Source organism: Pseudomonas sp. So3.2b (assembly GCF_019464415.1).
GTDB lineage: Bacteria > Pseudomonadota > Gammaproteobacteria > Pseudomonadales > Pseudomonadaceae > Aquipseudomonas > Aquipseudomonas shahriarae.
On record NZ_CP080494.1, the window covers coordinates 4,382,671 to 4,407,792 of the forward strand.

The 25,122-nt window shown below is 61.5% G+C and carries 26 protein-coding genes and 2 pseudogenes; 19 read left to right on the forward strand and 9 right to left on the reverse strand.

The annotated features are described in order from the left end of the window. The first annotated feature begins 173 nt into the window (after positions 1 to 173). Positions 174 to 1,382 (forward strand): chromate efflux transporter, encoded by a 1,209-nt coding sequence (chrA, locus tag K1X80_RS19540; protein ID WP_120733631.1) that lies wholly within the window; start codon positions 174 to 176, stop codon positions 1,380 to 1,382. Positions 1,383 to 1,428: 46 nt separating this feature from the next. On the opposite strand, the gene K1X80_RS19545 is transcribed toward chrA, so the two are convergent. Further along, entirely contained in the window at positions 1,429 to 1,662 is a 234-nt protein-coding gene (locus K1X80_RS19545) for a hypothetical protein (RefSeq protein WP_120733633.1), read from the reverse strand. 245 nt (positions 1,663 to 1,907) lie between these two features. Next, the gene (locus K1X80_RS19550; RefSeq protein ID WP_220172426.1) at positions 1,908 to 2,453 is read right to left on the reverse strand and encodes a cytochrome b; all 546 of its coding nucleotides are present in this window, start codon (positions 2,451 to 2,453) and stop codon (positions 1,908 to 1,910) included. Between the two features lie 200 nt (positions 2,454 to 2,653). On the opposite strand from K1X80_RS19550, the gene K1X80_RS19555 reads away from it, so the two are divergent. From K1X80_RS19555 to K1X80_RS19605, 11 genes and pseudogenes are all read left to right on the forward strand, one after another. Further along, on the forward strand, positions 2,654 to 3,331 hold the full coding sequence (locus K1X80_RS19555) for a thermostable hemolysin (protein ID WP_186626296.1): 678 nt from the start codon (positions 2,654 to 2,656) through the stop codon (positions 3,329 to 3,331). Beyond that, positions 3,321 to 4,802, forward strand: coding sequence for an AMP-binding protein (locus K1X80_RS19560; RefSeq protein ID WP_220172427.1), 1,482 nt, complete (start codon positions 3,321 to 3,323; stop codon positions 4,800 to 4,802). Before K1X80_RS19555 ends, K1X80_RS19560 begins: the two co-directional genes overlap by 11 nt. After that, on the forward strand, positions 4,799 to 5,473 hold the full coding sequence (locus K1X80_RS19565) for a TenA family transcriptional regulator (protein ID WP_120733637.1): 675 nt from the start codon (positions 4,799 to 4,801) through the stop codon (positions 5,471 to 5,473). Before K1X80_RS19560 ends, K1X80_RS19565 begins: the two co-directional genes overlap by 4 nt. Beyond that, positions 5,460 to 6,269 (forward strand): SDR family oxidoreductase, encoded by an 810-nt coding sequence (locus K1X80_RS19570; RefSeq protein WP_120733639.1) that lies wholly within the window; start codon positions 5,460 to 5,462, stop codon positions 6,267 to 6,269. The genes K1X80_RS19565 and K1X80_RS19570 overlap by 14 nt, the downstream gene beginning before the upstream one ends. Beyond that, positions 6,266 to 6,910 carry a tetratricopeptide repeat protein gene (locus K1X80_RS19575; RefSeq protein WP_057438584.1) on the forward strand — a complete coding sequence of 215 codons (645 nt, stop codon included), beginning with the start codon at positions 6,266 to 6,268 and terminating at the stop codon, positions 6,908 to 6,910. The genes K1X80_RS19570 and K1X80_RS19575 overlap by 4 nt, the downstream gene beginning before the upstream one ends. Before the next feature lie 11 nt (positions 6,911 to 6,921). Further along, positions 6,922 to 7,584: a response regulator gene (locus K1X80_RS19580; protein WP_120733641.1), complete on the forward strand. Its 663-nt coding sequence runs from the start codon at positions 6,922 to 6,924 to the stop codon at positions 7,582 to 7,584. Beyond that, the gene (locus tag K1X80_RS19585) at positions 7,581 to 8,948 is read left to right on the forward strand and encodes an ATP-binding protein (protein ID WP_220172428.1); all 1,368 of its coding nucleotides are present in this window, start codon (positions 7,581 to 7,583) and stop codon (positions 8,946 to 8,948) included. Before K1X80_RS19580 ends, K1X80_RS19585 begins: the two co-directional genes overlap by 4 nt. Before the next feature lie 92 nt (positions 8,949 to 9,040). Continuing rightward, positions 9,041 to 9,208: a DUF2986 domain-containing protein gene (locus K1X80_RS19590; protein ID WP_081044286.1), complete on the forward strand. Its 168-nt coding sequence runs from the start codon at positions 9,041 to 9,043 to the stop codon at positions 9,206 to 9,208. Positions 9,209 to 9,276: 68 nt separating this feature from the next. Next, a complete protein-coding gene (locus K1X80_RS19595; RefSeq protein WP_220172429.1) occupies positions 9,277 to 9,903 on the forward strand; it encodes a glutathione S-transferase family protein in 627 nt (208 codons plus the stop codon). 65 nt (positions 9,904 to 9,968) lie between these two features. Continuing rightward, on the forward strand, positions 9,969 to 10,499 hold the full coding sequence (locus K1X80_RS19600) for an AAA family ATPase (RefSeq protein WP_057438580.1): 531 nt from the start codon (positions 9,969 to 9,971) through the stop codon (positions 10,497 to 10,499). A 38-nt stretch (positions 10,500 to 10,537) separates the two neighbouring features. Further along, positions 10,538 to 11,157, forward strand: a pseudogene (locus K1X80_RS19605) (LysE family translocator). Positions 11,158 to 11,203: 46 nt separating this feature from the next. Here K1X80_RS19605 and K1X80_RS19610 read toward each other — a convergent pair. Together K1X80_RS19610 and K1X80_RS19615 are read right to left on the reverse strand one after the other, a co-directional pair. Beyond that, the gene (locus K1X80_RS19610; RefSeq protein WP_057438578.1) at positions 11,204 to 11,503 is read right to left on the reverse strand and encodes a DUF3144 domain-containing protein; all 300 of its coding nucleotides are present in this window, start codon (positions 11,501 to 11,503) and stop codon (positions 11,204 to 11,206) included. 57 nt (positions 11,504 to 11,560) lie between these two features. Beyond that, positions 11,561 to 12,271 carry a tRNA (adenine(22)-N(1))-methyltransferase TrmK gene (locus K1X80_RS19615; protein ID WP_128592911.1) on the reverse strand — a complete coding sequence of 237 codons (711 nt, stop codon included), beginning with the start codon at positions 12,269 to 12,271 and terminating at the stop codon, positions 11,561 to 11,563. On the opposite strand from K1X80_RS19615, the gene K1X80_RS19620 reads away from it, so the two are divergent. From K1X80_RS19620 to K1X80_RS19640, 5 genes and pseudogenes are all read left to right on the forward strand, one after another. Continuing rightward, positions 12,263 to 12,505 (forward strand): hypothetical protein, encoded by a 243-nt coding sequence (locus tag K1X80_RS19620; protein ID WP_162947749.1) that lies wholly within the window; start codon positions 12,263 to 12,265, stop codon positions 12,503 to 12,505. The genes K1X80_RS19615 and K1X80_RS19620 overlap by 9 nt on opposite strands. A 16-nt stretch (positions 12,506 to 12,521) precedes the next feature. Then, the gene (gene soxR / locus K1X80_RS19625) at positions 12,522 to 13,016 is read left to right on the forward strand and encodes a redox-sensitive transcriptional activator SoxR (RefSeq protein ID WP_120733650.1); all 495 of its coding nucleotides are present in this window, start codon (positions 12,522 to 12,524) and stop codon (positions 13,014 to 13,016) included. Between the two features lie 1,652 nt (positions 13,017 to 14,668). Then, on the forward strand, positions 14,669 to 15,967 hold the full coding sequence (locus K1X80_RS19630) for an MFS transporter (protein WP_057438575.1): 1,299 nt from the start codon (positions 14,669 to 14,671) through the stop codon (positions 15,965 to 15,967). Between the two features lie 74 nt (positions 15,968 to 16,041). Further along, complete coding sequence (locus K1X80_RS19635) at positions 16,042 to 16,935, forward strand: bestrophin family protein (protein ID WP_128592910.1); 894 nt, start codon at positions 16,042 to 16,044, stop codon at positions 16,933 to 16,935. 112 nt (positions 16,936 to 17,047) lie between these two features. After that, positions 17,048 to 18,905: pseudogene (locus K1X80_RS19640) on the forward strand (DUF3857 domain-containing transglutaminase family protein). A gap of 9 nt (positions 18,906 to 18,914) precedes the next feature. Here K1X80_RS19640 and K1X80_RS19645 read toward each other — a convergent pair. From K1X80_RS19645 to K1X80_RS19660, 4 genes are read right to left on the reverse strand one after another with little or no spacing between them, the layout of a single operon-like run. Beyond that, positions 18,915 to 20,021 (reverse strand): agmatine/peptidylarginine deiminase, encoded by a 1,107-nt coding sequence (locus K1X80_RS19645; protein WP_169989663.1) that lies wholly within the window; start codon positions 20,019 to 20,021, stop codon positions 18,915 to 18,917. 20 nt (positions 20,022 to 20,041) lie between these two features. After that, a complete protein-coding gene (locus tag K1X80_RS19650; protein ID WP_057960255.1) occupies positions 20,042 to 21,127 on the reverse strand; it encodes an extracellular solute-binding protein in 1,086 nt (361 codons plus the stop codon). Between the two features lies 1 nt (position 21,128). Beyond that, complete coding sequence (gene aguB / locus K1X80_RS19655) at positions 21,129 to 22,037, reverse strand: N-carbamoylputrescine amidase (protein ID WP_057960256.1); 909 nt, start codon at positions 22,035 to 22,037, stop codon at positions 21,129 to 21,131. A gap of 4 nt (positions 22,038 to 22,041) precedes the next feature. After that, positions 22,042 to 23,094 (reverse strand): agmatine/peptidylarginine deiminase, encoded by a 1,053-nt coding sequence (locus tag K1X80_RS19660; RefSeq protein WP_057960257.1) that lies wholly within the window; start codon positions 23,092 to 23,094, stop codon positions 22,042 to 22,044. Between the two features lie 135 nt (positions 23,095 to 23,229). Between K1X80_RS19660 and K1X80_RS19665 the strand changes: the two genes are divergently transcribed. Both K1X80_RS19665 and mug read left to right on the forward strand, forming a co-directional pair. Beyond that, positions 23,230 to 24,102 (forward strand): LysR substrate-binding domain-containing protein, encoded by an 873-nt coding sequence (locus K1X80_RS19665; protein ID WP_057438570.1) that lies wholly within the window; start codon positions 23,230 to 23,232, stop codon positions 24,100 to 24,102. Next, a complete protein-coding gene (gene mug, locus K1X80_RS19670; protein ID WP_169989660.1) occupies positions 24,095 to 24,667 on the forward strand; it encodes a G/U mismatch-specific DNA glycosylase in 573 nt (190 codons plus the stop codon). The genes K1X80_RS19665 and mug overlap by 8 nt, the downstream gene beginning before the upstream one ends. On the opposite strand, the gene K1X80_RS19675 is transcribed toward mug, so the two are convergent. Beyond that, entirely contained in the window at positions 24,583 to 25,077 is a 495-nt protein-coding gene (locus K1X80_RS19675) for a hypothetical protein (protein WP_169960227.1), read from the reverse strand. The genes mug and K1X80_RS19675 overlap by 85 nt on opposite strands. Positions 25,078 to 25,122: the final 45 nt, after the last annotated feature.

The following is a 25,122-nucleotide window of genomic DNA, read 5'->3' on the forward strand; positions in this document are numbered from 1 at the left end:
CACGCAGTTGGCACCGTAACGTCTCAAATGACCCAACCTTGCGGCCATAAATTCAATCGGCCCCGAAACGAATCCACTTGATTGACCGGTTTTCGCGTAGCCCGCACCTTTTTCACGTCATATAAAAGGTTTAGGGTGCGTTGATTCTTCCCATTCATTAGAGAATCGAGCGCTTGGCCAACGTCCCCGCTGATCACCGCAGCAGTCCCTGGTCGGTTTTCCTGATTTTCCTGCGCCTGGGTCTGACCTCCTTCGGCGGACCTGTCGCCCACCTCGGCTACTTTCGCGATGAATTCGTCACGCGGCGGCGCTGGTTGAGCGAGCGCAGCTATGCAGACCTGGTCGCACTCTGCCAATTTCTCCCCGGCCCGGCCAGCAGCCAGGTGGGCATCGCCCTGGGTTTGTCACGGGCAGGCTACAGCGGTGCACTGGCGGCCTGGGCCGGGTTTACCTTGCCGTCCGCCGTGCTCTTGATCCTGTTCGCCCTGGGCCTGACCCAGCATAGCTCGGCCATACCGAACGGCGCGCTGCATGGCCTCAAAGTCGTCGCCGTGGCGGTCGTCGCCCAAGCCGTGTGGGGCATGGCGCGCAACCTGTGCCATAGCGGGGGGCGCATGCTCCTGATGCTGATGGCCGCCGTCATTACCCTGTCGATACCGTCGGCCTGGGGCCAGGTCGCGGTGATTGCCGGCGCAGGCGTCGTCGGCCTGCTGCTGTTCAACCCCGTCCCCAACGCCACCCACGACGCACTCGCCATCCCCATCCGCCGCCGCGCGGGAGTGATGTGGTTGGCGCTGTTCTTGATCCTGCTGGTGGGCCTGCCGCTCCTCGCCCAGACGCTGCCCCACCAGAGCCTGGCGCTGCTAGACGCGTTCTACCGCAGCGGCTCGCTGGTGTTCGGCGGCGGCCACGTGGTACTGCCCCTGCTGCAAGCCGAAGTAGTGCCGCCGCAATGGGTGAGCAACGACGTGTTCCTCGCCGGCTACGGCGCGGCCCAAGCCGTGCCCGGGCCCTTGTTCACCTTCGCCGCGTTCCTCGGCGCCGCGATGAACCCGGCCCCCACCGGCTGGCTCGGCGGCGTGATCTGCCTGCTGGCTATCTTCGCGCCGTCGTTTCTCTTGATCTTCGCCGCCCTGCCCTTTTGGCAAAGCCTGCGCCAAAACACACGCGCACAGGCCGCACTGGCCGGCGTGAATGCCGCGGTGGTGGGTTTATTACTGGCGGCGCTGTACCAACCGGTGTGGACCAACGCGATATTCACCGCACAAGACTTCGGCCTGGCACTGATCGCCCTGGTGGCGCTGATGTTCTGCAAACTGCCGCCATGGCTCGTGGTTGCAGGCAGCGGCGCAGCGGGCTGGTTATTGAGTCTGATCGTGTAGACAACCCCGCCACCACGCCCTGCTCGACAGCCGGGGCGTGCAGCTACTAGCCCTTCAACTCAGCCGCACGATGGCTGGCAGCGTCGTCGTAAGCCACATACAACGACTCGGCGATTTGGCTTTTGATGGCTTTGGTGGACTCCAGGCCCAGGACAAAACCTTCGGCTTTGCCGCCTGCGCGATTCAGGTCTTCAGGCGTGCTGGCGCCGGTGATCGCCTCCAGCAACTTGACGGCATGTGGGCCTACGCCCTTGGGCAGGCTGATCTGGTCAATGCTCATTGCGGCACCTCGAATGAGGCTGGGGACGGTGTGTTGCGGGTGAACGAGGTCATGTGCGATACCTTGATGGCTGGGGGCCGATAGCGCGAGGAACCACTGCCGGAGGGGCATGGTAGACCGGGATGGGCAAAAAAGGGCTGATTTCGCGACCACATCGTTGCAGCACTTGCCATCCCAACCTCTGAGAACAAGAGGGAGCGCCGCCGAACCCGGGCTCGACGGCTCGTTCGACTCTCAAACTCCATTCAGAAGCGTTTAGGCAGGATCCGCGCCAGGGTGTTGTCCCGAACCCAGTAGTGATGGAACAAACCTGCCGCCGCATGCAAACCGATCAGCCAGTAACCGCTGCTGCCAAGCAACTCGTGCCAATGCTTGAACTGCTTTGCCAGGTCCGGATCGACCGACACAAGTGACGGCAGAAAAAACCCGAAGTAAGGCATCGGTTTGCCTGCCGCCGACAACATCAGCCAGGCCAGCAGCGGGGTCGCAATCATCAGCCCATACAATGCCAGATGCATCAGGTGCGAAGCGCCGGTCTGCCACGCAGGCAAGGCAGGCGTTATGGGTGGCCGGGGGGGCAGGCGCCCAAGCAGACGCACCCAGACCAGAAGAAAAATGCTTGCCCCCAAAAGCCCGTGCAGTCCCAGGAATAGGCTTCTCATGGTGCCCCCACGGGGTAGCAGGCCTTTGATTTCGATGCTGGCATAGACACCGACAAACAGCCCCAGCATCAGCCAGTGCAATGCAATCGACAGTTTTCCATAACGTTGGGTGGATGAGTCTCGGGTCATGCTGGGCCTCTGCAGTCATTCTGGCGAGCGAGTCATTCGCCCGACCTCGATCCGGTTTAACGCCTGATCGAACCACGCCACCCTGCCCGCCCAGCCTTAATACAATCTGAAGAAGCGCCAGCCCGTCTGTTGCGACCTTCAGACTCCGTTAAGAAATGCCCTCGATACTCTGCCCAAACCTACTGGGGAGACGTTATCCAATGGCCCATTTCGACTGGCACCTCTCTTTACCGCTTCACTTCGGCCAAGCCGAGTCCTCGCAGATGAATCTGCTCAGGGCCTTGCCCGGCGACACGCTGCGCGCGGTGTTCGAAACCTTTGTCCAGCAACGTTTTCGCCAGGCACATGGTGCTGACATTCGTCATTTCATGCCGGAACTGTTTGGCGTAAGTAGCGCGTCTGGCGAACTTTGCGCCGTCGCCGGTGTGCGTCTGGCCAAGACTGAACCCTTGTTTCTGGAGCGGTATCTGGACGCGTCGATTGAAGCGCTGATCGGCACGGCAGCCGAGTGCCCCGTCGAGCGCACCGGCATCGTCGAGGTGGGCAATCTGGCGGCCAGTGACAACGGCAGCGCACGTCTGAGCATCATTACCCTCACTTATCTGCTGGCCATGGGCGGCCTGGAATGGGTGGCCTTTACCGGCAATATCGGGCTGGTCAACAGCTTCCATCGCCTGGGATTAAAACCGCTGACGCTCTGCGCCGCCGACCCCGAGCGGCTAGGCGCTGACCGCCACAGTTGGGGCAGCTATTACGACAGCAAGCCCTGGGTGCATGTAGGCAACATCCGCGCAGGCTTTGTCCACCTACGCAATATCGGCGTGTTCAACCGCCTGGGGTTGCCCACATCGCTTGAGGAGGCCACTTATGTCGCCTGAAATGGAACGCTTCAAGGAGATCCTGCGCAGCCACGCTGAATGCACGCCACACACCACCGCCCTGTGGGGCGATCAGTTGAAGCTGGACTATGCCACCCTGTACGCCGAGCTTAACTATCGCCAACAGCGACTGCGCGATGAGGGCATCAAGGTGGTCGCGCTGGCGCTGGACAATGGCGTCGAAGCGATGCTCTGGGATCTGGCCACGCTGTTCGAAGGGTTGACGTGCCTGACGCTGCCGCCGTTTTTCACCCCGGCTCAACGCAAGCATTGCCTGGAACAAAGCCAGGCAGAGCTGGTGATTGCCGAACCGCAACTGGAGGCAGAACTGCAAACCGCCGGTTTCGAGAAAACCGGCGAGTTCTGGCGCAAAAACCTCAACGGTGCGTCCGGCTTACCCGAACACACCGCCAAACTGACGTTTACCTCGGGAACCACCGGTACCCCCAAAGGCGTGTGCCTGAGCGCCGAGAGTATTTTGAGGGTTGCCCGCGAGCTGTATCAGGCCAGCCAACCCAACGATCCACGGCACCACCTCGCGGTGCTGCCCCTGGCAATCCTGTTGGAAAATATCGGTTGTTATGCCGCCCTTTATGCCGGCGTCACCCTGAGCCTGCCAAGCCAGAGCGTGTTGGGGATTCAAGGGGCCAGCGGCGTCGACGTCCCGCAATTGCTCGGCTGCCTGGCCGCCCGCGCCCCCGAAAGCCTGATTCTGGTGCCGCAGCTTCTCCTGCTGCTGGTCAACGCTGGCGAACAAAAAGCCTTCAATCCTCAAACCCTGCGTTTTGCCGCCGTGGGCGGTGCGCGGGTGTCAGAAGAACTGCTGCACCGTGCGCACACCCTCGGCATGCGTGTCTACGAAGGCTACGGCCTGTCGGAGTGTGCGTCGGTGGTGTGCCTCAACCACCCCGAGGCCCATCGTCCCGGCAGTGTCGGCAAACCCCTGCCTCACGTAGAGGTACGTCTGGCTGAAGATGGCGAAGTGCTGATCAAGGGTTCTACCTTGCTCGGTTATTTGGGCGAGCCCGCTGGCGTCGATCAATGGTGGTCCAGCGGCGATCTGGGCGAATTTGACGCCGACGGTTTTCTCTATCTCAAGGGGCGCAAAAAACATCAATTTGTCACCAGCTTCGGGCGCAACGTGAATCCGGAATGGGTCGAGGCCGAACTGACCCAACGCCGGCATATCGCCCAGGCCTTCGTCTACGGCGAAGCCATGCCAAGCAACCATGCGCTGCTGTGGCCCCATCGCCCCGATTGCACCGATGACGAACTGGCGGCCGCGGTGGCCCAGGCCAACGAGGCCCTGCCCCAATACGCCCAGGTCCATCACTGGACCCGGCTGCCTCAACCGTTCACGCCCGCTAATGGTCTGCTGACCGCCAATGGCAGGCCGCGCCGCGACGCCATTGTTGAGCGTTACCAGGCGCAATTGACTATATCGACCCCTTCCGAGGTATCCGCATCATGAGTTTTTTCGACACTCTGCAAATCGCCACTCAAGCAGAACGCAACGAGCTGTTCACCCTACCGGTCATCCGCGATGCCCTTGAGGGCAAGGTCAGCCTGGAGAGCTATCGGGCGTTTCTGACCCAGGCGTACTACCACGTACGCCACACTGTGCCGTTGATGATGGCCTGTGGCGCGCGCCTGCCGACGCGCCTGGAATGGCTGCGTGAAGCAGTCTGTGAGTACATCGAAGAAGAATACGGCCATGAAAAATGGGTGCTCAACGACATCCAGGCCTGTGGCGGCGACAAAGAGGCGGTACGCGACGGTCATCCGTCCCTGCCCATCGAGTTGATGACCAGTTTCCTCTACGACCTGATCGCCCGGGATAACCCGGTAGGTCTGTTTGGCATGGTCAACGTCCTCGAAGGCACCAGCATCGCCCTTGCCACCCACACCGCCGGGGCCATTCGCGATCGCCTTGAGCTGCCGGAAACCGCCTTCAGCTACCTCAGCTCCCACGGCTCCCTGGATATCGGGCACATGCAGACTTACCGCCGACTGATGGACAAACTGCAGGACCCGAGTGATCAGGCGGCGGTCATTCATGCTTCCAAAGTGGTCTACAAACTCTACACCGACATGTTCCGTGGCTTGCCGCGTGACGGGGAGAGCCTGCATGCGCCTGTCTGAGGCTCGCGTGGTCTTGACCGGCGCCAGCGGCGGCATTGGCGCGGCGATTGCTGACGCACTGTGCGCCAACGGCGCCCAGGTGCTGGCCGTCGCCCGCCACCGCGAGTCGTTGGCGCCGGTGCTCGAGCGCTATCCACAGCAGGTGTTCTGGATTGGCGCCGACCTGACGTTCCTGGCAGACCGTCGCAAGGTGCTGACCGCTGCGCAGGCAATGGGCGGTATCAACCTGCTGATCAACGCCGCCGGGGTCAATCACTTCGCCATGCTGGAGCAGCTCGAGGACAGCGATATCAACGCCATGCTGGCAGTCAACATCAGCGCGCCTATCTGCCTGACGAAAATCCTCCTGCCACTGCTCAAGCAGGCCAGCAGCGCGATGGTCGTCAACGTTGGCTCCACCTATGGCTCGATTGGCTACCCCGGCTACGCCAGCTACTGCGCAAGCAAATTTGCCTTGCGTGGATTTTCCGAAGCCTTGCGCCGTGAGCTGTCAGACACCCGCGTGGGTGTGTTGTATGTCGCGCCACGCGCCACCAGCACCCCCATGAACAGTCCGGCCGCGCAGGCGCTCAACGACGCCCTCAACGCGAATGTCGACGACCCTCAAACCGTGGCCTCGGCCGTGATCCGCGCCATTGCCGGTGACCATCGCGAGTTGTACCTGGGCTGGCCGGAACGGTTTTTTGTACGCCTCAACAGCCTGCTGCCCAACCTGATTGACCGAAGCTTGCGCAAGCACCTACCCCTGATCCGTCGCCTGAGCCAAAAGACTGACAACGAGGACCTCAATCCATGAAAAACACCCTCTGCTTGCTATTACTCGGCGCGTTGAGCCCGGCCGTCTGGGCCCTGGACGCCGCTGACCAGCAACGCCTCAACGACATCCAGCAGCGCTGGGCGCATATTCAATACGAATTACCCGCCGACCAGCGCGCGGCGAAGTTCGAGCAACTCGCCACCCAAGCCAGCGCCTTTACCCAGGACCGCCAATCCGTCGCCGAGGCCTGGATCTGGTCCGGTATCGTCACCAGCAGTTGGGCTGGCGCCCAGGGTGGGCTCGGCGCGTTGAGCAAGGTCAAGGAGGCGAAGATCGACCTGGAAAAAGCCCTCTCCCTGGACCCCAAAGCCTTGCAAGGCTCGGCCTACACCAGCCTCGCCGCGCTGTATGATCGGGTACCGGGCTGGCCTATTGGTTTCGGCGATTCGGACAAAGCACAACAATTGCTCGAGCAAGCATTGCAACTGAACCCAGACGGCATTGATAGTCTGTACTTCTGGGGCGATCACCTTTACCGTCAAAAACGCTACCCCCAAGCCAGACAGGCGCTACAAAAAGCCCTGCAGGCAGCCCCGAGGCCAGGCCGTGAAACCGCTGACGCCGGGCGCCGCACGGAAATCGAAGCGTTACTGCAGCAAGTGAACCAGAAACTCGACTGACAGGAGTCCGTGTGCGCTTACTACTGATCGAGGATGACATGGGCCTGGGCGAAGGTATTCACCAGGCCCTCACGCGCGAGGGCTACACCGTCGACTGGTTGCAGGACGGCAGCAGCGGCTTGCACGCACTGCTCAGCGAAACGTTTGATCTGGCCGTGCTCGACCTCGGTCTGCCACGAATGGACGGGCTCGACGTCCTGCGTCGCCTGCGTGACAGTGGCTCCAACCTGCCGGTCCTGATCCTCACGGCCCGGGACGCCACCGAGGACCGTATCGCCGGCCTGGATGCCGGAGCGGATGACTACCTGATAAAACCGTTCGCCCTCGCAGAACTCAAAGCCCGGATACGGGCCTTGTTGCGACGCAGCGCTGGCCGGGCCCAGATGCTGATTGAACACGCGGGCATCAGCCTGAACCCCGGTACCCAGCAAGTCAGCTATCTGGGCGAGCCCGTGGCCTTGACCCCCAAGGAGTATCAGTTACTCCATGAATTGCTTTCCCCTCCTGGCCGGGTCATGACCCGCGATCAACTGATGCAGATACTCTACGGCTGGAGCGAGGAGGCGGAAAGCAACACGCTGGAAGTGCATATCCATCATCTGCGCAAGAAGTTTTCCAGCCAGTTGATCCGAACGATCCGTGGTGTCGGCTATCTGGTGGACGAACGCCCATGACCTCCATTCGCCAGCGCACGCTCACCTTGATTCTTGGCCTGCTGTTCCTCGGTCTACTGATCATGACCGCCGTCAACCTGCATGACAGCAATCATGAAATTGACGAGGTCTACGACGCCCAACTGGCGCAAAACGCGCGTCTGTTGCAAGGCGTGATGCGCATGCCAATGGCCAGTAAGGAGCAAGCAGAGCTATACCAGGCGTTCAATCAAGCGCTGGGGCTTGCCGTGCCTAAGGTCGATGGCCATCCATATGAAAGCAAGATCGCGTTCCAGGTCTGGAACTCGGACGGCACGTTGCTGGTTCACACCGCCAGCGCACCCGCGTTTACCTCACCACCGAGCAAGGCCGGTTTCAGCGCCATCACGGACGTCAACAACCGAGCATGGCGCGCGTTTGTCTTGGAGGATGCGCAATATAATTTGAAGATTTGGGTGGGCGAGCGTGACGACGTGCGTGACGATCTGGTGAATCGGATTGTCCGCCATACGGTGTTGCCCAATCTGATTGGCTGCGTGCTGCTTGCCGCAGTGATCTGGCTGGCGATTGGCTGGGGCTTGAAACCCCTGGTCAACATGGCGCAAACCCTGCGTGCGCGGCATCCAGGCTCGCTTGAACCCTTGCACTTGAATCCATTGCCCACTGAACTGGAGCCCATGCAGGCGGCCCTTAACCGCGTGCTCGCACAAATCCAGGAGGTCATGGGACGCGAGCGGCGTTTTATCGCCGACGCCGCCCATGAGATGCGCACACCGTTGGCGGTGCTTAAAGTTCACGCAGAAAACCTGAAGGACGCCGCTAGCGAGGATGATCGACGCGCGTCCCTTGAGCACCTCATGGCAGGTGTCGACCGTACTACCCGACTGGTCAATCAACTACTGACGATGGCCCGTATTGAACCCCGCACCTCCGCCCTTGAGGCGCCAAAAACAGATCTGGTGGCGACAGTCCGGGACAGTCTGGTGCAGATGACACCCTGGCTCTTGAGCAAGGAACTTGAGCTGGTGTTCGACCCTGTCGACGAAGTCGGCCTGGTCAAAGTCGACACCGGGATCATCCAGATTGCCTTGAACAATTTGATGAGCAATGCGGCAAACTTTTCCCCGCCTGGAGGGCTCATCACCGTCGGGCTGGCCAAACACCACGATCACTACGAGTTGAGTGTCGAAGACCAGGGGCCGGGCATTGATGAAGCAGAACGTGATCGACTGTTTGAGCGCTTCTACAGCCGTGGCAATGACCACGGAGCAGGCCTGGGCCTGACCATCGTGCAATCCATCGCAAATCGCCTGGGTGGACAGGTCCGCTTGGAAAACCGGCCATCGGGTGGTTTACGGGCAACCTTTGAGTTTGCCCGGCTTTAGGTCGGTGCATGCCCGTAAAAGCATTTGGCCAAGCCCACTCGCCCGACTGCTGAGCTGATATCATCGAAAGATCAACGCGCCGAGTAAACCGCATGAACCGTCGTAAAAAGATCAATCAGTTATTAAAAGCCAACGCCAAAAAGGCCAGTGCCAAACTGGCCCCCAAAAGCAAAGACAAGTACATCAGCAAGGCCGACCGCTTGAAGCTGGAAGCGCAGCCGCCTCAGGACCCGACAACTTCCCCTGACACGCCCAACTGATTCAGGGCACTCTACGCCGGCGCAACAGTCTGCTATCAGACACCCACACTCGCCCGGCGGAGCTTCCCATGATGATTGTTCACCACCTCAACAACTCACGCTCGCAGCGCATTCTCTGGCTGCTCGAAGAACTCGGCCTGCCCTACGCGCTCAAGCGCTACCAGCGCGACCCAAAAACCAACCTCGCACCACCAGAGCTCAAGGCGATCAACGCGCTGGGCAAATCGCCGGTGCTTGAAGATGGCAGCCGCGTGGTGATCGAGTCCGGCGCCATTGTTGACTACCTGATCCGCCGCCATGGCCAGGGTCGCCTGCAACCCGACCCGGCCACGGCCGCCTACGACACCTACGTGCAATGGCTGCACTTTGCCGAAGGCTCGGCCATGCTGCCGCTGATGCTCAACCTGTACGTCAGTCGCCTGGGTGATGCCGGTGCGCCGTTGCATCCGCGGATCGAGTCGGAACTGGCCAACTACCTGGGTTACCTGAACGACGCCCTGGCGCAGTCACCGTACCTGCTGGGTGAGGAACTGAGCGGTGCGGATATCCAGATGAGCTTCATTGGCGAAATCGCCAAGGCCCAGGGCAAGCTGCCGGCGTACCCGAACCTCGCGGCGTGGGTCCAGCGGTTCCAGGCCCGGCCGGCCTATCGCAAGGCGCTGGAACAGGGTGGGGAATACGCGTTTGCCCAGTAAATCACCGGGCATTTGACTGCCCTTCCAAAGCCGGCATACTTGCCGGCTTTTTTCGGGACGTCTCCATGCAACGGATTGTAATTCTGGGCAACGCCGGCAGCGGCAAATCCACCCTCGCCCGCGCCCTTGGCCAGCGTCTCGGCCTGCCCGTGGTGCACCTGGACACCCTGTTCTGGGAACCCAACTGGGTCGAGACCGACGCCGAACAATTCCGCACGCGAGTACGCGAAGCCGTCGCGTCGGACACCTGGGTGTGTGAAGGCAACTACGCCCGACGCACCTTCGACCTGCGCCTGCCCCGTGCCGACCTGATCATCTGGCTGGATACACCGCGACTCACCTGTTTCACCCGGGTACTGATACGCAGCGCCATGAAACGCCCTCGCGCGGATCGGCCCGTGGGGTGTACCGACAAGCTCGACCGGGAGTTTCTGACCTTTTTGAGTTTTGTATGGAATTTTGATCGCGGCTATCGGCCGGGTATCGAGGCGATGCGCCTGGCAGTGGGGCCGGATGTTCCGACAGTGCATTTGCGCGGTAACCGGCAAGTGGCAGATTTTCTCGACCGCTTGCCCGGCCTTGCCATCGGCGTGTGATAACGTGCGCCCAGGCCCACCGTGCAGGCACGTGCCCCATGTCCATCGCCGATAATCTGCTCGCCTTTACCCTCGCCGCCACCCTCCTGACCCTCACTCCCGGGCTCGACACCGCGCTGGTGTTGCGTACCGCGACGGTGGAAGGCAAGCAACAGGCATTGCGTGCGGCATTGGGTATCAATGCGGGCTGTTTCTTATGGGGCGCGGCGGTGGCCTTTGGTTTGGGTGCGTTGATCGCGGTGTCGGAGGCGGCCTTCAACCTCTTGAAGTACTGCGGCGCCGCTTATCTGGCCTGGCTGGGCCTGAATATGCTGCTGCGCCCACGCACCTCCCTGACAGTCGGTGAGGCTCATGCCCAACCCGGCACCCGCTGGTTCTTGAAAGGCATGCTGGGCAATGTGCTCAATCCCAAGATCGGGATTTTCTATGTGTCGTTCCTGCCGCAGTTCATTCCCCAGGGCCATTCGTTGATCGCCTGGACATTCGGCCTGGTGAGCATCCATGTGGTGCTCGGCATGGCGTGGTCATTGACCCTGATCGGCGCCACCCAGCCACTGGCCGCAGTGCTGCGCCGGGGCAAGGTGATACCTGGATGGACCGCAGCACCGGCCTGCTTTTTGTGCTGTTCGCGGCCCGCCTGGCATTGAGCAAACGCTAGTCAGGGCTTCGACGAAGATCAAGGTGGGCGCTGTCGAGTACCCGGATCACTGTGGCTTCGGGGCTGTCATGTACTGGCTGAAGTTGTTGATGTGATCATCCAGATTGTCTTCCAGCATCATCCGGTACTGCTCACAGAAGTACTTCAACATCGCTTCCCGCGCCTCGGCCATTTCCGCGCCGGACTTGAAGTTGCGCGCACTGGCCCAGGCGTTGAAACGGGTGGTGCCGAACATCATCGAGGCACTGACCTGGCCCAGGTTCTCGAGGGTTTTCAATTGCTCGTTCGACAGTTCGATATGCGCGTCGGCGCGGTCGTAGAAGGCTTGGTCGGTAGCGTCTGGCATGGTGGAACACCTGGGTTGGATAAATGAGTCATTGAAACATTTGCGGCAGGCGAGACCCTAGACCGGGTTCGTCGCCTCCAACAACTGCGTGATCCAGCGCACCTCTTGCGCCAGTTCCTGCACTTTCTGTTCGGGCAACGCTTGTCGGGCCTGGGCCAACTGATCCAGGGTACGTTGCTTGTAGCGCAGCAGGCGTTGCCATTTGGCCAGGAACGCCGGGCTGCGGGCCTGCATCTGCAGGGGCCCGAAGTACAGCTGCTCGGCGCTGTAGCTCACTGGCCCGCTGCGCTCGGCGACGATGATTTCGTAGTCGAAGCGGTTTTCCCGTAGCAGTTCCTCGCAGAGGATGCGATAGCCGTTGTCCATCAGCCACAGGCGCAGCGGTTGTTCGCCGCCGTTGGGTTGCAGGATCAGGCGTTCCCGGCCGCTCAGATGCGCCTTGCCGCGCTCGAGGATATCGCGGATGGTCTCGCCGCCCATGCCGCAGATGCTGACCGCGTCGAGCAGGTCGGCCGGTTCGATAGCCGCCAGGCCATCGGCCAGGCGCACGTGGATGTGCAGTTCGTGGCCGTTGTCGCACACCGTGCGCTGGGCGGCGCGGAACGGCGTCAACGCCACCTCGCCGGCCACTGCCGCGACAATCGCGCCACGGTTCATCAACGCCACCGGCAGGTAGGCGTGATCCGAGCCGATATCAGCCAGGCGCGCGCCGGCCGGTACCTGGGCCGCCACGCGCTCCAGGCGCTTGGACAATGTGTTGTGGTTCAACTGCTGTTCCTTTTCGCGGCACTTTTGCCCTCAGTGCGGGCGCGCATGATGCGCGGTGCGCGCCGCAGGGTAAAGCACCGCCGTCGGCGCCCGCCAGGCGAGCGCCTTGTACAGGCCCACGGCATTGCCATAGGACACGGCCTGCGCCTGGGCAATGGCCTGGCGCAGGCTGAGCAGCTCGCGCAGAAAGCGGTTGCAGCAAAGATCGGACAGGACTATAAAACCTCAACTTAACTTGAGGAAAACACCCATGGCAGCAGAAAAGAACCCGGACGGTGTGCGCTCCCTCACCATCGGCGAGGTGGCCAGGCGCAGTGGCGTACCCATCTCCACCCTGCACTTCTACGAGTCCAAGGGCTTGATCGCCAGCACCCGCAACGCCGGCAACCAGCGGCGCTTCCCGTCGCTGGTGCTGCGCAGCATTGCGATTATCAAAGTGGCGCAACGCACCGGCATTCCGCTGGAAGAGATCAAACGCGCCATGGGCCGCTATCCGCCGAACAGCAAATTGACGGCCGCGCAATGGGGAGAAATGTCCTCGGCCTGGCGCGACAACCTCAACGAACGCATCCGAACCCTGGAAGCCCTGCGCGACAGCCTGGACAACTGCATTGGCTGCGGCTGCCTGTCGCTCAACGACTGCCCGTTGCGCAACCCCGGCGATACCTTGAGCCAGGAAGGACCGGGGCCGAGAATCCTCGAACGCGCCGCTGCCGCATCTGAAATGCAATCCTCCAAACCCTGAAGATCAAGGTGGAAACTGTCGAGCCTTGGCGAGGCTGCGATGGCGGCGGTATTGCTGGGGTTGATGTTGGCTGACCCACCGCTATCGCAGGCAAGCCAGCTCCCACCTTGGATCTTCAGCACATTGAGCATCGTATGCATCCTGCGGTGACAGCTGAAATGCAATCCTCCACCCGCTGAAGATCGAGGTGGGAGCTGTCGAGCCCCGGCGAGGCTGCGATGGCGGCGGCATTGCTGGGATTGATATTGGCTGACCCACCGCTATCGCAGGCAAGCCAGCTCCCACCTTGGATCTTCAGTACATTGAGTACCGTATGCATCCTGCGGTGGCAGCTGAAATGCAATCTTCCAAACCCTGAAGATCGAGGTGGGAGCTGTCGAGCCCCAGCGAGGCTGCGATGGCGACGGTATTGCTGGGATTGATGTTGGCTGACCCACCGCTATCGCAGGCAAGCCAGCTCCCACCTTGGATCTTCAGCACATTGAGCATCGTATGCATCCTGCGGTGGCAGCTGAAATGCAATCCTCCACCCCTTGAAGATCGAGGTGGGAGCTGTCGAGCCCCGGCGAGGCTGCGATGGCGGCGGCATTGCTGGGATTGATATTGGCTGACCCACCGCTATCGCAGGCAAGCCAGCTCCCACCTTGGATCTTCAGTACATTGAGTACCGTATGCATCCTGCGGTGGCAGCTGAAATGCAATCTTCCAACCCCTGAAGATCGAGGTGGGAGCTGTCGAGCCCCGGCGAGGCTGCGATGGCGGCGGCATTGCTGGGATTGATATTGGCTGACCCACCGCTATCGCAGGCAAGCCAGCTCCCACATTGGATCCTCAGTACATTGAGCACCGTATGCATCCTGCGGTAGCAGTGAAATGAAATCCTCCCCCCCTGAAGATCGAGGTGGGAGCTGTCGAGCCCCGGCGAGGCTGCGATGGCGGCGGCATTGCTGGGGTTGATGTTGGCTGACCCACCGCTATCGCAGGCAAGCCAGCTCCCACATTGGATCCTCAGTACATTGAGTACCGTATGCATCCTGCGGTGGTAGTGAAATGCAATCTTCCAACCCCTGAAGATCGAGGTGGGAGCTGTCGAGCCCCGGCGAGGCTGCGATGGCGGCGGCATTGCTGGGATTGATATTGGCTGACCCACCGCTATCGCAGGCAAGCCAGCTCCCACCTTGGATCTTCAGTACATTGAGTACCGTATGCATCCTGCGGTGGCAGCTGAAATGCAATCTTCCAAACCCTGAAGATCGAGGTGGGAGCTGTCGAGCCCCGGCGAGGCTGCGATGGCGGCGGCATTGCTGGGGTTGATGTTGGCTGACCCACCGCTATCGCAGGCAAGCCAGCTCCCACCTTGGTTCCTCAGTACATTGAGTACCGGATGCATCCTGCGGTGGTAGTGAAATGCAATCCTCCACCCCCTGAAGATCGAGGTGGGAGCTGTCGAGCCCCAGCGAGGCTGCGATGGCGGCGGCATTGCTGGGATTGATGTCGGCTGACCCGCCGCTATCGCTGGCAAGCCCCCCACATTGGATCTTCATTGCCTTGGCAGGTCGGTGCTGACTACGCCGATGACACTTTTGAAGTAAGCCGCCCCGGGCACTTTCCTGATAATCGAACGATTACTGACGAAATGCCGAGGCCCCGCCATGACGCGTGCATCCACCGAACAGGTCCCGCCGCAAACCCTGAGAAAAGTCATCGTCGCCGCCGGTATCGGCAACTTTGTCGAGTGGTTCGACTTCGCCGTGTATGGCTTTCTCGCCACCACCATCGCCCAGCAGTTTTTCCCCAGTGGCGATGCCAGTGCGGCGTTGCTCAAGACCTTCGCGGTGTTTGCCGTGGCCTTTGCCTTTCGGCCTCTGGGCGGAATTTTCTTTGGCATGCTGGGCGATCGCATCGGCCGCAAGCGCACCCTGGCGATGACGATTTTGCTGATGGCCGGGGCCACGACCCTGATCGGCCTGCTGCCCACGTATGCCGCGATTGGCGTCACGGCGCCGATCCTGTTGTCGCTGATCCGTTGCGCCCAGGGCTTCTCCGCCGGCGGTGAATACGCCGGCGCCTGCGCCTACCTGATGGAGCACGCGCCCAGCGATAAACGGGCGTGGTATGGCAGCTTTATCCCGGTATCGACCTTTGCCGCCTTTGCCTCGGCGGCGGTGGTGGCCTATGCGCTGGAGGCTTCGCTGTCGGCCGAAGCCATGGGCAGCTGGGGCTGGCGCCTGCCATTCCTGATCGCTGCACCGCTGGGCCTGGTGGGCCTGTACCTGCGCTGGCGGCTGGATGAAACCCCGGCGTTCCAGGCGGTCGAGCAGGAGCACGCGGTGGCCCACTCGCCGCTCAAGGAAACCCTGCGCAACCATGGCGCGGCAATCTGCTGCCTGGGCGCTTTTGTGTCGCTGACGGCGCTGTCGTTTTATATGTTCACCACCTACTTTGCCACGTACTTGCAGGTGGCCGGTGGTTTGAGCCGGGCGACGGCGTTGCTGGTGTCGCTGATTGCGCTGATCTTCGCTGCGGCGATATGCCCGCTGGCCGGCTGGTATTCCGACCGGGTCGGGCGGCGCGTCACAGTAATGACCGCCTGCGGGCTGTTGATGGGGGTGGTATACCCCTCGTTCCTGATGGCCAGTTCCGGCTCGTTCGCCGCGTCCATCATCGGCGTGATGCTGCTGGCGGTGGGCGCGGTATTGTGCGGCGTGGTCACGGCCGCCCTGCTCTCGGAGACCTTCCCGACCCGCACGCGCTACACCGCCTCGGCGATCACCTACAACATGGCCTACACGATCTTCGGCGGCACCGCGCCGCTGGTGGCGACCTGGTTGATCAGCACCACCGGTAGCAACCTGTCACCGGCGTTTTACCTGATTGCCGTGGCCTTGCTCGCGCTGGCCGGCGGCCTGGCCTTGCCGGAGACCTCGCGCATTTCCCTGCATGACGCATAAGGCGCGAACCTTTCTCGCGCAAACACCGTCCGAGCTAGGGCATCGATGCTTTTCGCCCGCTCGGAGGTTTGTGTTTGAAAGCTGCCATCGTCAAAAAGTACCGCCTGATTATCAAGACCATGGGCTATGTCGGCTGGGCACTGTTCTGGCTGCTGCTGTGGGATATTGCGGTCACCGTGGACTTCATGCTGTTCCTCAACGCCAAGATCAACCTGCCGCTGATGCCCCTGACGCTGCTCGGCTCGGCGCTGGTGGTGCTGATCAGCTTTCGTAACACCAGCGCCTATAACCGCTGGTGGGAGGCGCGCACGCTGTGGGGCGCGATGGTCAATAACTCACGCAGCTTTGCGCGGCAGGTGCTGACGCTGCTGGATGACCCCGACAACGAGGTCAATCCGATCAAGTCGACCTTGCTGCGCCGCCACGTGGCCTATGTGAATTGCCTGGCGTCGCACCTGCGAGGCGAGCCGTGCCCGGAGGAAGTGCGAGCATTTATTCCTGGGGATGAGTTCGCGCGCAACGGCGCTACCAACAACTTTGCCAACGATATCCTCACCGGCTCCGCGGCCCTGCTGGCCCACGAATACAAGGCCGGGCGCCTGGACAGCATTCGCCTGGCGCGGCTGGAATCAACCATGGTCGATCTGTCCAACAGCCAGGGCGGCATGGAGCGCATCGCCAACACACCACTGCCCTACCCCTATGTGTATTTCCCCCGGCTGTTTATTTCGCTGTTCTGCCTGATCGTACCAGTGGGGCTGGTGGAGTCCCTGGGCTGGTTCACCCCACTGGCATCCACGGTGGTGGGTTTTATGCTGCTGGCCATCGAACGCATCGGCACCGACCTGCAAAGCCCGTTTCGCTCCAGCGAGCACCAGATCCAGACAGAGGCCATCTGCGAAACCATCGAGAAAAACCTGCAGTCGATGCAGCGGGATTCGTTGGGGGATGTTCGCAGGGGCCATTAAAAAGCCTGCATGTTTCGAGCATACAGATAATAATGAGTCGCATTAAACATTTCGTTTATCACAGTGCGCTCTTCCCCGCAGAGTGAGCGTCGCATTAATCAGAAGGATCTCTATGCAAAGCTTTTACCTGCACTCGATGCGCCTGCTGGGCGCACTTTTTTTGCTTGCCTGTACGCTAAGTGTCCAAGCCGCCACCGATGAAACCGACCATTCGGCCACCTTCGAAAAAAACCACCAGTCGTACGTGATCAATGCCGATGGCAGTTTTGTCCAGATGGTTGATGGTCACACGGATCAATGAAGAGCGAGCGATCAAAGACAACGCACAGCGTTCGCTGAGCTACAACCGCTCCCTGGAAAACCTCGAGGTGCTTGAAGCCTTCACCCAAAAGCCCGACGGCCGCAAGGTGAAGGTGGGCGCCGAGCAGATCAAGGAACAACAGGAGACCGCCTCGTCCGAGGCGCCGATGTTCCAGGACTCGCGGGTCAAAGTGGTGATATTTCCAGAGGTAGCGGTCGGTGACCGGCTGGTCCTGCGCTACCAGCGCCAGCGCACCACTGCCCTGTTCCCGCAGCAGTTCGAAGACTTCTACGTGCCGGACTTCTACGATGCCGAGCAGTTGAGCCTGAGCTACGACTTGCCAGCCGACAAGCCGCTGTTCGTCGATGCCCGGGGCTTCAAGGCCAGCACCCCGGCCGCAGCTGCCGGGCGCAAGGTGTACCGTTGGGACTACGTACCACAGGAAAAGGCGCGCATGGAAACCGGCGCCGTGTCCTACGTCGATTACGGCCAATTCCTCGCGGTCTCGACGTTCGCCAGCTACAAGGACTTTGCCCAGGCCTATGAGGCCAGGGCCCAGGTCGAAGTGACGCCGGCCATTGCCGCCTTGGCCAAGCAACTTACGGCCAACCTGAGCACCCCGCGCAGCAAAGCCCTGGCCCTGAGCGACTGGGTTCGTAAGAACATTCGTTATGTAGCGGTGTATGTCGGCGCAGGCGGCGTAGTACCGCACCCGGCCCAGGCCGTGCTGGACAACCGCTATGGCGACTGCAAGGACCATGTGGCCCTGCTGGAAGCCATGCTGCGCGCGGTAGCGATCGAGAGCTCGCCGGTGCTGGTCAACCTGGGTAACAGCTACACCCTGGCCAAAGTGCCCACCCTGGGTGTGCTCAACCATGCGATCACTTATGTGCCGGCCCTGGATCTGTATCTGGACTCCACCGCCACAGCCATCGCCGCGGGCTACCTGCCGATCCCGGTGCTGGGCAAGCCAGTACTGTTGACGCAGTCCGGCGAAATGGCCAAGACCCCGGCCGCGCAAACCGGCAAGGTCACCAACGACCTGCTGTTCAAGGTCGACAGCAACGGCGCGGCGGACTTTGTGCATGCCACCACCGTGGAAGGCTGGGGCTCAGAGTTCAATCGCTACCTGCTCAATGCAATGAAACCGGCTGACCGCGACTCGATGATCCGCAACGTCCTCGGCTGGTACGGGCAAACGGGCCAGGGCACGTTCAAAAGCGACTCCTTGCAGGATGAAGTCAACCCGTTCAAGAACACCCTTGAAGGGCGCACCGACAACCTGGTCAACCTGCCAGGCCCGACCGGCGTGCCGGCGCTCAGCAGCCTGGTCGGCGGCATTGCGCAGAACGTGTTTGCCTTCGCCTCGGAAAAAGACCGCACCCAAGAGTTCGGTTGCCTCTCGGGAGAAACCCAGGAGCAGGCCCGTTTCGAGTTCCCCAAGGAAGTCATCGTCCTCGCCGTGCCCAAGCCACAGTCCCTGCAACAGGCCGGCTTTGACTACCAGGCCACCTACGCCAAGGAAGGCAACACGGTGCTGATCACCCGCCACTTCAAGTTCGCCCATGCCAATACCGTGTGCAGCCCCGAGGACTTCAAGGCGATGAAGCCGGTGATCGAAAGCATGGTCAACGACCTGAAGAGCCAGATCATCGTGCAGACGCTGTAACTCCCAAGGTCATGCCGGCTGGTGACTGGTCACGCAGTGAATACCACCACCGCCGGCTGCAATCGCGTCGATATCCAGTTGCACCACCTTGCGCCCCGGATAGAGCCTGGACAGCAAGTCAAAGGCCTTGCGGTCGGCGACTTTGTCGCCAAACTGCGGCGCAATCACCGCGCCGTTGATCACGAAGTAGTTGATGTAGCCGGCGGCATAGTCCGGGTTATCCCGACTGAACCGGTTGCGACGCGGGTTCAGCGGTGGCGACACGGTGTGTATTTGCAGCGGCCGGCCATCGGCATCGCTAGCCTGCTTGAGCATGTCCAAGTGGGCCAAGGTCACCTGGTGGTCGTAGGATTCAGGGTCGGTGTCCAGGTTGGCGATGACCACGCCCGGCGAGACAAAGCGTGCGTAAAAGTCGACATGGGCGTCGGTAATGTCCTTGCCCTTGATACCCGGCAACCAGATGATCTTGCGCAAGCCCAGTCGGCTCTTCAGCTCAGCCTCGACGTCGGCCTTGCTCCAGCCGGGGTTGCGGTTGGCATTGATCCAGCTGCTTTCGGTCATGATTCCGGTGCCATGGCCATCCACTTCGATGGCACCGCCCTCGCCCACCAGTTCGCTGCGGATGTAAGTTGCGCCTGCCAGCTCGGCAACGTGAGCCGCCAGTTCGGCATCGTCGGCGTGCTGCTGCTTGTTACCCCAGCCGTTGAAGTTGAAGTCCACTGCGCCCAACTGGCCATTGTCATCCACGACAAAGTTGGCGCTGGTGTCACGCATCCAGATGTCATCCAGCTCGGCGTGTACGAAGGTGATGTTATGGGTGCCGCATTTTTCTTCGGCCAGCTCACGCTCATCTTCGCGGCAGAACACCGTGACCGGTTCGTACTCGGCAATCGTACGAGCGATACGGCCCAGGGCGTCCTGCACAGCGGGGGTGAAGTCCTGGTGAATCGCCTCCTGGGCGCCAAAGGCGATAAAGGCGCGCTGGTGTTTCTCGCCCTCATCGGGCATGAACCAGCGGCCTTGGACCGCCGCGTAGACGGGCAGCCCCATGGACGCGGCGGCGCCCAGGCCGGCCACCACCGCGGCCTGTTGGATGAATTGGCGACGTGTGCTCATGTGTACCTCTGGGTTGACCGTCATTGACCGATAGCCGTCTTGAACTTAGTCCAAACCCGCATGCGTGCGCGCATATCGGCCTGGGGAATATCCTGCCCGGCCACCAGTCGTTTGAAGGTGGCGTCGTCCGGGTAAATGTCCGGGTTGTTGCCCATGGCGAGATCGACGCTGGCGCGGGCCTTGGCATTGGCCGTGGGGTAGCCGGTGAAATTGCTGATGGCCGCCATGTTCTCTGGGCGCATGACAAAGTTGATAAACGCGTAGGCGTATTCCGGATGCCGAGCATCCACGGGGATGGCCATGGTGTCCATCCACACCGTCGTGCCCTCGCGGGGGATGTGGTATTGGAAGCGCGCCTTTTTACCCGCCGCATCCGCCGCCCGCTGCGCCTGGGTCATGTCGCCGCTGTAGCCCAGGGACAGGCACAGGTTGCCATTGACCAGGTCAGTCACCGGTTGCGACTGAAACTTGCGGATATACGGCCGCAGTTTGAGCAACAGGGCGCTGGCCGCAGCCAGGTCCTCAGGCTTGGCACTGCGCGGTTCGCGCCCCAGGTAGATCAGCGCCACGGCCAGTACTTCGTCGGGCGAGTCGATCAGCGAGATGCCGCAATCGGCAAATTGGCGAGCCAGTTCCGGCTTGAATAACAGGTCCAGGCTATTGACCGGCGCATTCGGCAAGCGCTGTAGGATTTGCTCGGTGTTATAGGTCAGGCCAATCGTGCCCCAGGTATAGGGCACTGTGGCCTGATTGGACGTGCGGTAATGGCTGCGCAGTTGTTGCAGGCCCGGCTCGATATCCTCCAGCGCCTCAAGTTTTGCCGGATCCAGTGGCTGCAGGCTGCCGGCGCGCATCAAGCGCTCGCCCACCGTATCGCCCGGGAAGATCAGGTCATAACCACTGCCACCGGCCATCAGCTTGGCCTCCAGCGTTTCGCTGCCATCCATCACGTCATAGATCACCTGGATCCCGGTTTCGGCAGTAAAGCGCGCCAGGGTGTCCTCGGCAAAATAGTCGGCCCAGTTGTACAGGCGCAGGATCTTTTCATCGGCCTGTACCGTCGGGATGACGATGCTCAGGGCCAGGGTGCAGTGGATCAGCTTCATGTCATACCCCTTGGGTCTGCCAGCGTGGATGCAGGTGGCGACCGTCCTGGGTCAGTAAACCGCCATACATGTCAGGGCGGCGGTCGCGGTAGATGCCCCAGGTCAGGCGTTCTTCGGCCATGGCCGCCAGGTCCAGGCACTGGAGCAGCACACCGCTGCCGGCGCGGTCGGCCTCGGCCAGCAGCGCGCCTTTGTGGTTGCAGATAAATGACGAGCCGTAGAACTCCATCTGCAAGGTTGAGTCGCTGCTCGCCACTTCCCGACCGACACGATTGGCCGCCACCACCGGCAGCAGATTGGCGGCGGCATGCCCGCGCATGGTCATCTGCCAGTGATCACGGGAGTCCAGGCTGGCACAACCCGGTTCGGAGCCGATGGCAGTGGGAAACAGCAACACCTCGGCGCCCAGCAACGCCAGGCAACGCGCGGTCTCGGGGAACCACTGGTCCCAGCAGATGCCCACGCCGAGGCGGCCGAACGCGGTGTCCCAGACCTTGAAGCCGGTGTCGCCGGGGCTGAAGTATTCCTTCTCTTGATAGCCAATAGCGTTGGGGATATGGGTCTTGCGATATACCCCCAGCAGTTGCCCGTCGGCATCGGCCACACTCAGTGAATTGAAGTAGGCGTTGCCGGCCTTTTCGAACCAGCTCAGCGGCAGCACTACCCCCAACTCCCTGGCCAGCGCGGCGAAGCGCTTGAGCACCGCGCTGTGGCGGTACTCTTCAGCCAAGGCCAGGTGCTTGTGTTGTTGTTCGATGCAAAAATACGGCGTGGCGAACAGCTCTTGCAGCAGGATGACCTGCGCGCCCTGGGCCGCCGCTTCACGCACCCGTTGTTCGGCCTGATCAAGGTTGTGTTGCAGGTTCCAGGTGCAGGGCATCTGGGTGGTGGCAATGGTCAGCTGGCGCATGGCATCACTCCTTTACCGGCCAGGCTGGCTGCTGCTGGGTGATGCAATGCACACCGCCGCCGCCATGGGCCAGGTGGTTGATGCGCACCGGCACCACCACACGATCCGGGAATACCTGGGCCAGCACATCGGCAGCCACCTGGTCCGCCGCGATGCCATAGGCGGGCATGATGATCGCGCCGTTGGCAATATAGAAGTTGGTGTAGGAGGCGCAAAACACCTCGGCGTCGGTATCCACCGCCTCGCTGGCCTCAAAGAGTTCGATCAACTCGAACCGGCGGCCCTTGGCATCGGTGGCCAATTCCAGGGCGCGGCGGTTTTCCCGTGCGACCTCGGCGTACACCGAACCCTGGTCGTGCGTGGCATCTACCAGCAGCACGCCGGGGCGGGCAAAGGCGCACACGCCATCGACATGGCCATCGGTCACATCCCCGGTGACATGCTGCGGGTCGCCTGGCAACCAGATGGTTTTTGTCACCCCAAGCCAGCGCGCAAAGATCGCCTCCATTTCGGCCTTGCTCATGCCCGGGTTGCGATTGGGGTTGAGCAACACCGACTCGGTGGTGATCAACGTGCCCTCACCGTCCACATGAATCGCCCCGCCTTCATTGCTCAACGGCGTGCCAAAGCACGGCAGGCCCAAGTGGTTGAGGGTGCGCCGAGCGAGGCTTTCATCCAGGTCATAGGCTGACTTGCCGCCCCACGCGTTAAAACGCCAGCTCACACCGGCCAGGCCCAATTGCGGGTGGCCAATAAAGCTGGGGCCGGAGTCGCGGCACCAACTGTCGTTGACCGCCAGCGTGATCAGTTCAATGTTGGGGCCGCACAGGGCTTTGGCCGTGTCGAGTGCAGAAGGGTCAACCACCAGCTTCACCGGCTCGAACCGCGCGATGGCATTGGCGACCCGGGCAAAATCCGCCTGCACCTGGGCCAGCGTTACGCGCCATCCCGACTCCCAGAGCGCCTGGTTATGGGGCCAGACCATCCAGGTCGCAGCATGCCTGGCCCATTCCGCCGGCATCCTCCAGCCGCTGTGTGGCATCTCGTTCTGCAGCATGACAACCCCCTTCTGAGTTAAGCCTTTGTGTTCACCAAAAACGGCGTACACGCTATGGGGATCCATGCTACGTTTGGCCAAACCGCCAAACAAACGATGGATTTTGCAGATAAATGATTAGAAAAACTTATCAGCATGCTTAAACACTGGCCGCCCCTTGGGGCACTGCGCGGCTTTGAAGCGGCGGCGCGGCTGGGCAGTTTTCACAAGGCTGCCAACGAACTGCACCTGACCCAATCGGCCATCAGCCAGCAGATCCGTAGCCTGGAAGCGTACCTGGAACAGCCGCTGTTCTTTCGCAACGGGCGCAGCGTCGCCCTGACCGATGCCGGCCATGATTTCCTCAGCACCACCCAGGCCCTGTTACAGCAGTTGTCCGTGGGTGTGCGCCGGCTGGGGCAGTACCGCAAGGCCAATCAACTGGTGCTCAACACCACCCCAGCCTTTGCTCGCCACTGGCTGCTGCCGCGTCTGGCCGACTTCCGCCGGCACCACCCGGACGTGGATTTGTGGCTGTTCAGCACCGACGAAGTACCCGACATGGCCACCCAGACCATCGACCTCGCCGTGCGCGATGACATCAGCGCCCAGGCCGAGTGCAGCTTCAAAGTGCTGCATACCGACCGCCTGTATCCCGCCGCCCACCCCAGCGTACTGGCCCTGCCCCGCGAGCAACGCACCACCCTGCATGGCGAGCGGGAAATGGATTGGAGCCATTGGGCGGTGGAAGCCGGGATTGATGTCGGCCAGCAGGACCAGGGGCTGAATTTTTCCGACCCCGGCCTGCTGCTGGACGCGGCCTGCGGTGGCCTGGGGATCGCACTGGTCAGCCAGTTACTGAGCCAGCACGCACGCGAAAATGGCCTGCTGCACCCCTTGGTCGACGCCACCATTCGCGGCCCCAACTGGGCCTTGCTGACCCACCGCGACAGCGAAAGCGACCCACTGGCGCGCAGCTTCAGCCAGTGGTTACTGGACAACCTGGCACAGGGTGCCGCACATGAGTGAAGGACTGGAGGACATCCTGGCCGAGCGCCTGGCGGTGATTTTTTGCGGGATCAATCCGGGCCTGCTGGCGGCCGCGCAGGGCCATCACTTTGCCGGGCGTGGCAACCGCTTCTGGCGCACCTTGCACCTGGCCGGGTTCACTGCGCATCAAGTGCTACCTGAGGATGACCGGACGCTGCTGCAGTACCACTGCGGGCTGACGACCGTCGTGGAACGGCCAACGGCGCGGGCCGATCAATTGTCGCGGGATGAATTCAAGGCGGCGGCCAACGGGTTTGAACACAAGATCCGCCGTTATGCACCGCGCCATGTGGCGTTCCTGGGCAAGGCGGGTTATTGCGCGCTGTCGGGGCTGCGCGAGGTGGCGTGGGGGCTGCAACCGCAGACACTGGGGGATGCTGCCGTGTGGGTACTGCCCAATCCCAGCGGGCGGAATCTGGCATTTACGTTGGAGCAATTGGTGCAGGCGTATGGGCAGCTCTATTTGGCAGCATTCCCTGGAAGCCGCGCTGCTTGCGCCCGTTCAGATAGCGGCATGCTGGGTGGCAGCAACGACAGCACATAAGCCATGCGCGACGCACTCCCCAGGTTCACGATCAATGTGAACGGCGAGTCGCTGAACTCAAACACCAGATTAAAAGTGCCATAAGCACTGCGCACATCCACCCGCGACACATCGCACAACGGCCGTTGCTTCTGACGTAAAACCCGGTAAATCATCTGCTGGCCATCAAGACGAAATACCGGGTTGAGGCTGTTGGTGGCCAACGCCACCCAAGGCACCCTGCGCAACCCGACAAAACTGGCCAATACCGGAATCGCCTTGCCATCAATGCCAGTACCGGGGGCATAGGCAGGAGCTACCGACTTGGGTTTGCGCAGCTTCTTGAACAGCCAGTACATGAACCAAAACGACAGCCCCTGGCCGATAACCACCACCGCGCCGAAGGCTAAATCCAACCAGCTGATATTCATGGTTTTTCCTTAAACGCCCAATATCCATAGCATTTCGGCGAAGAG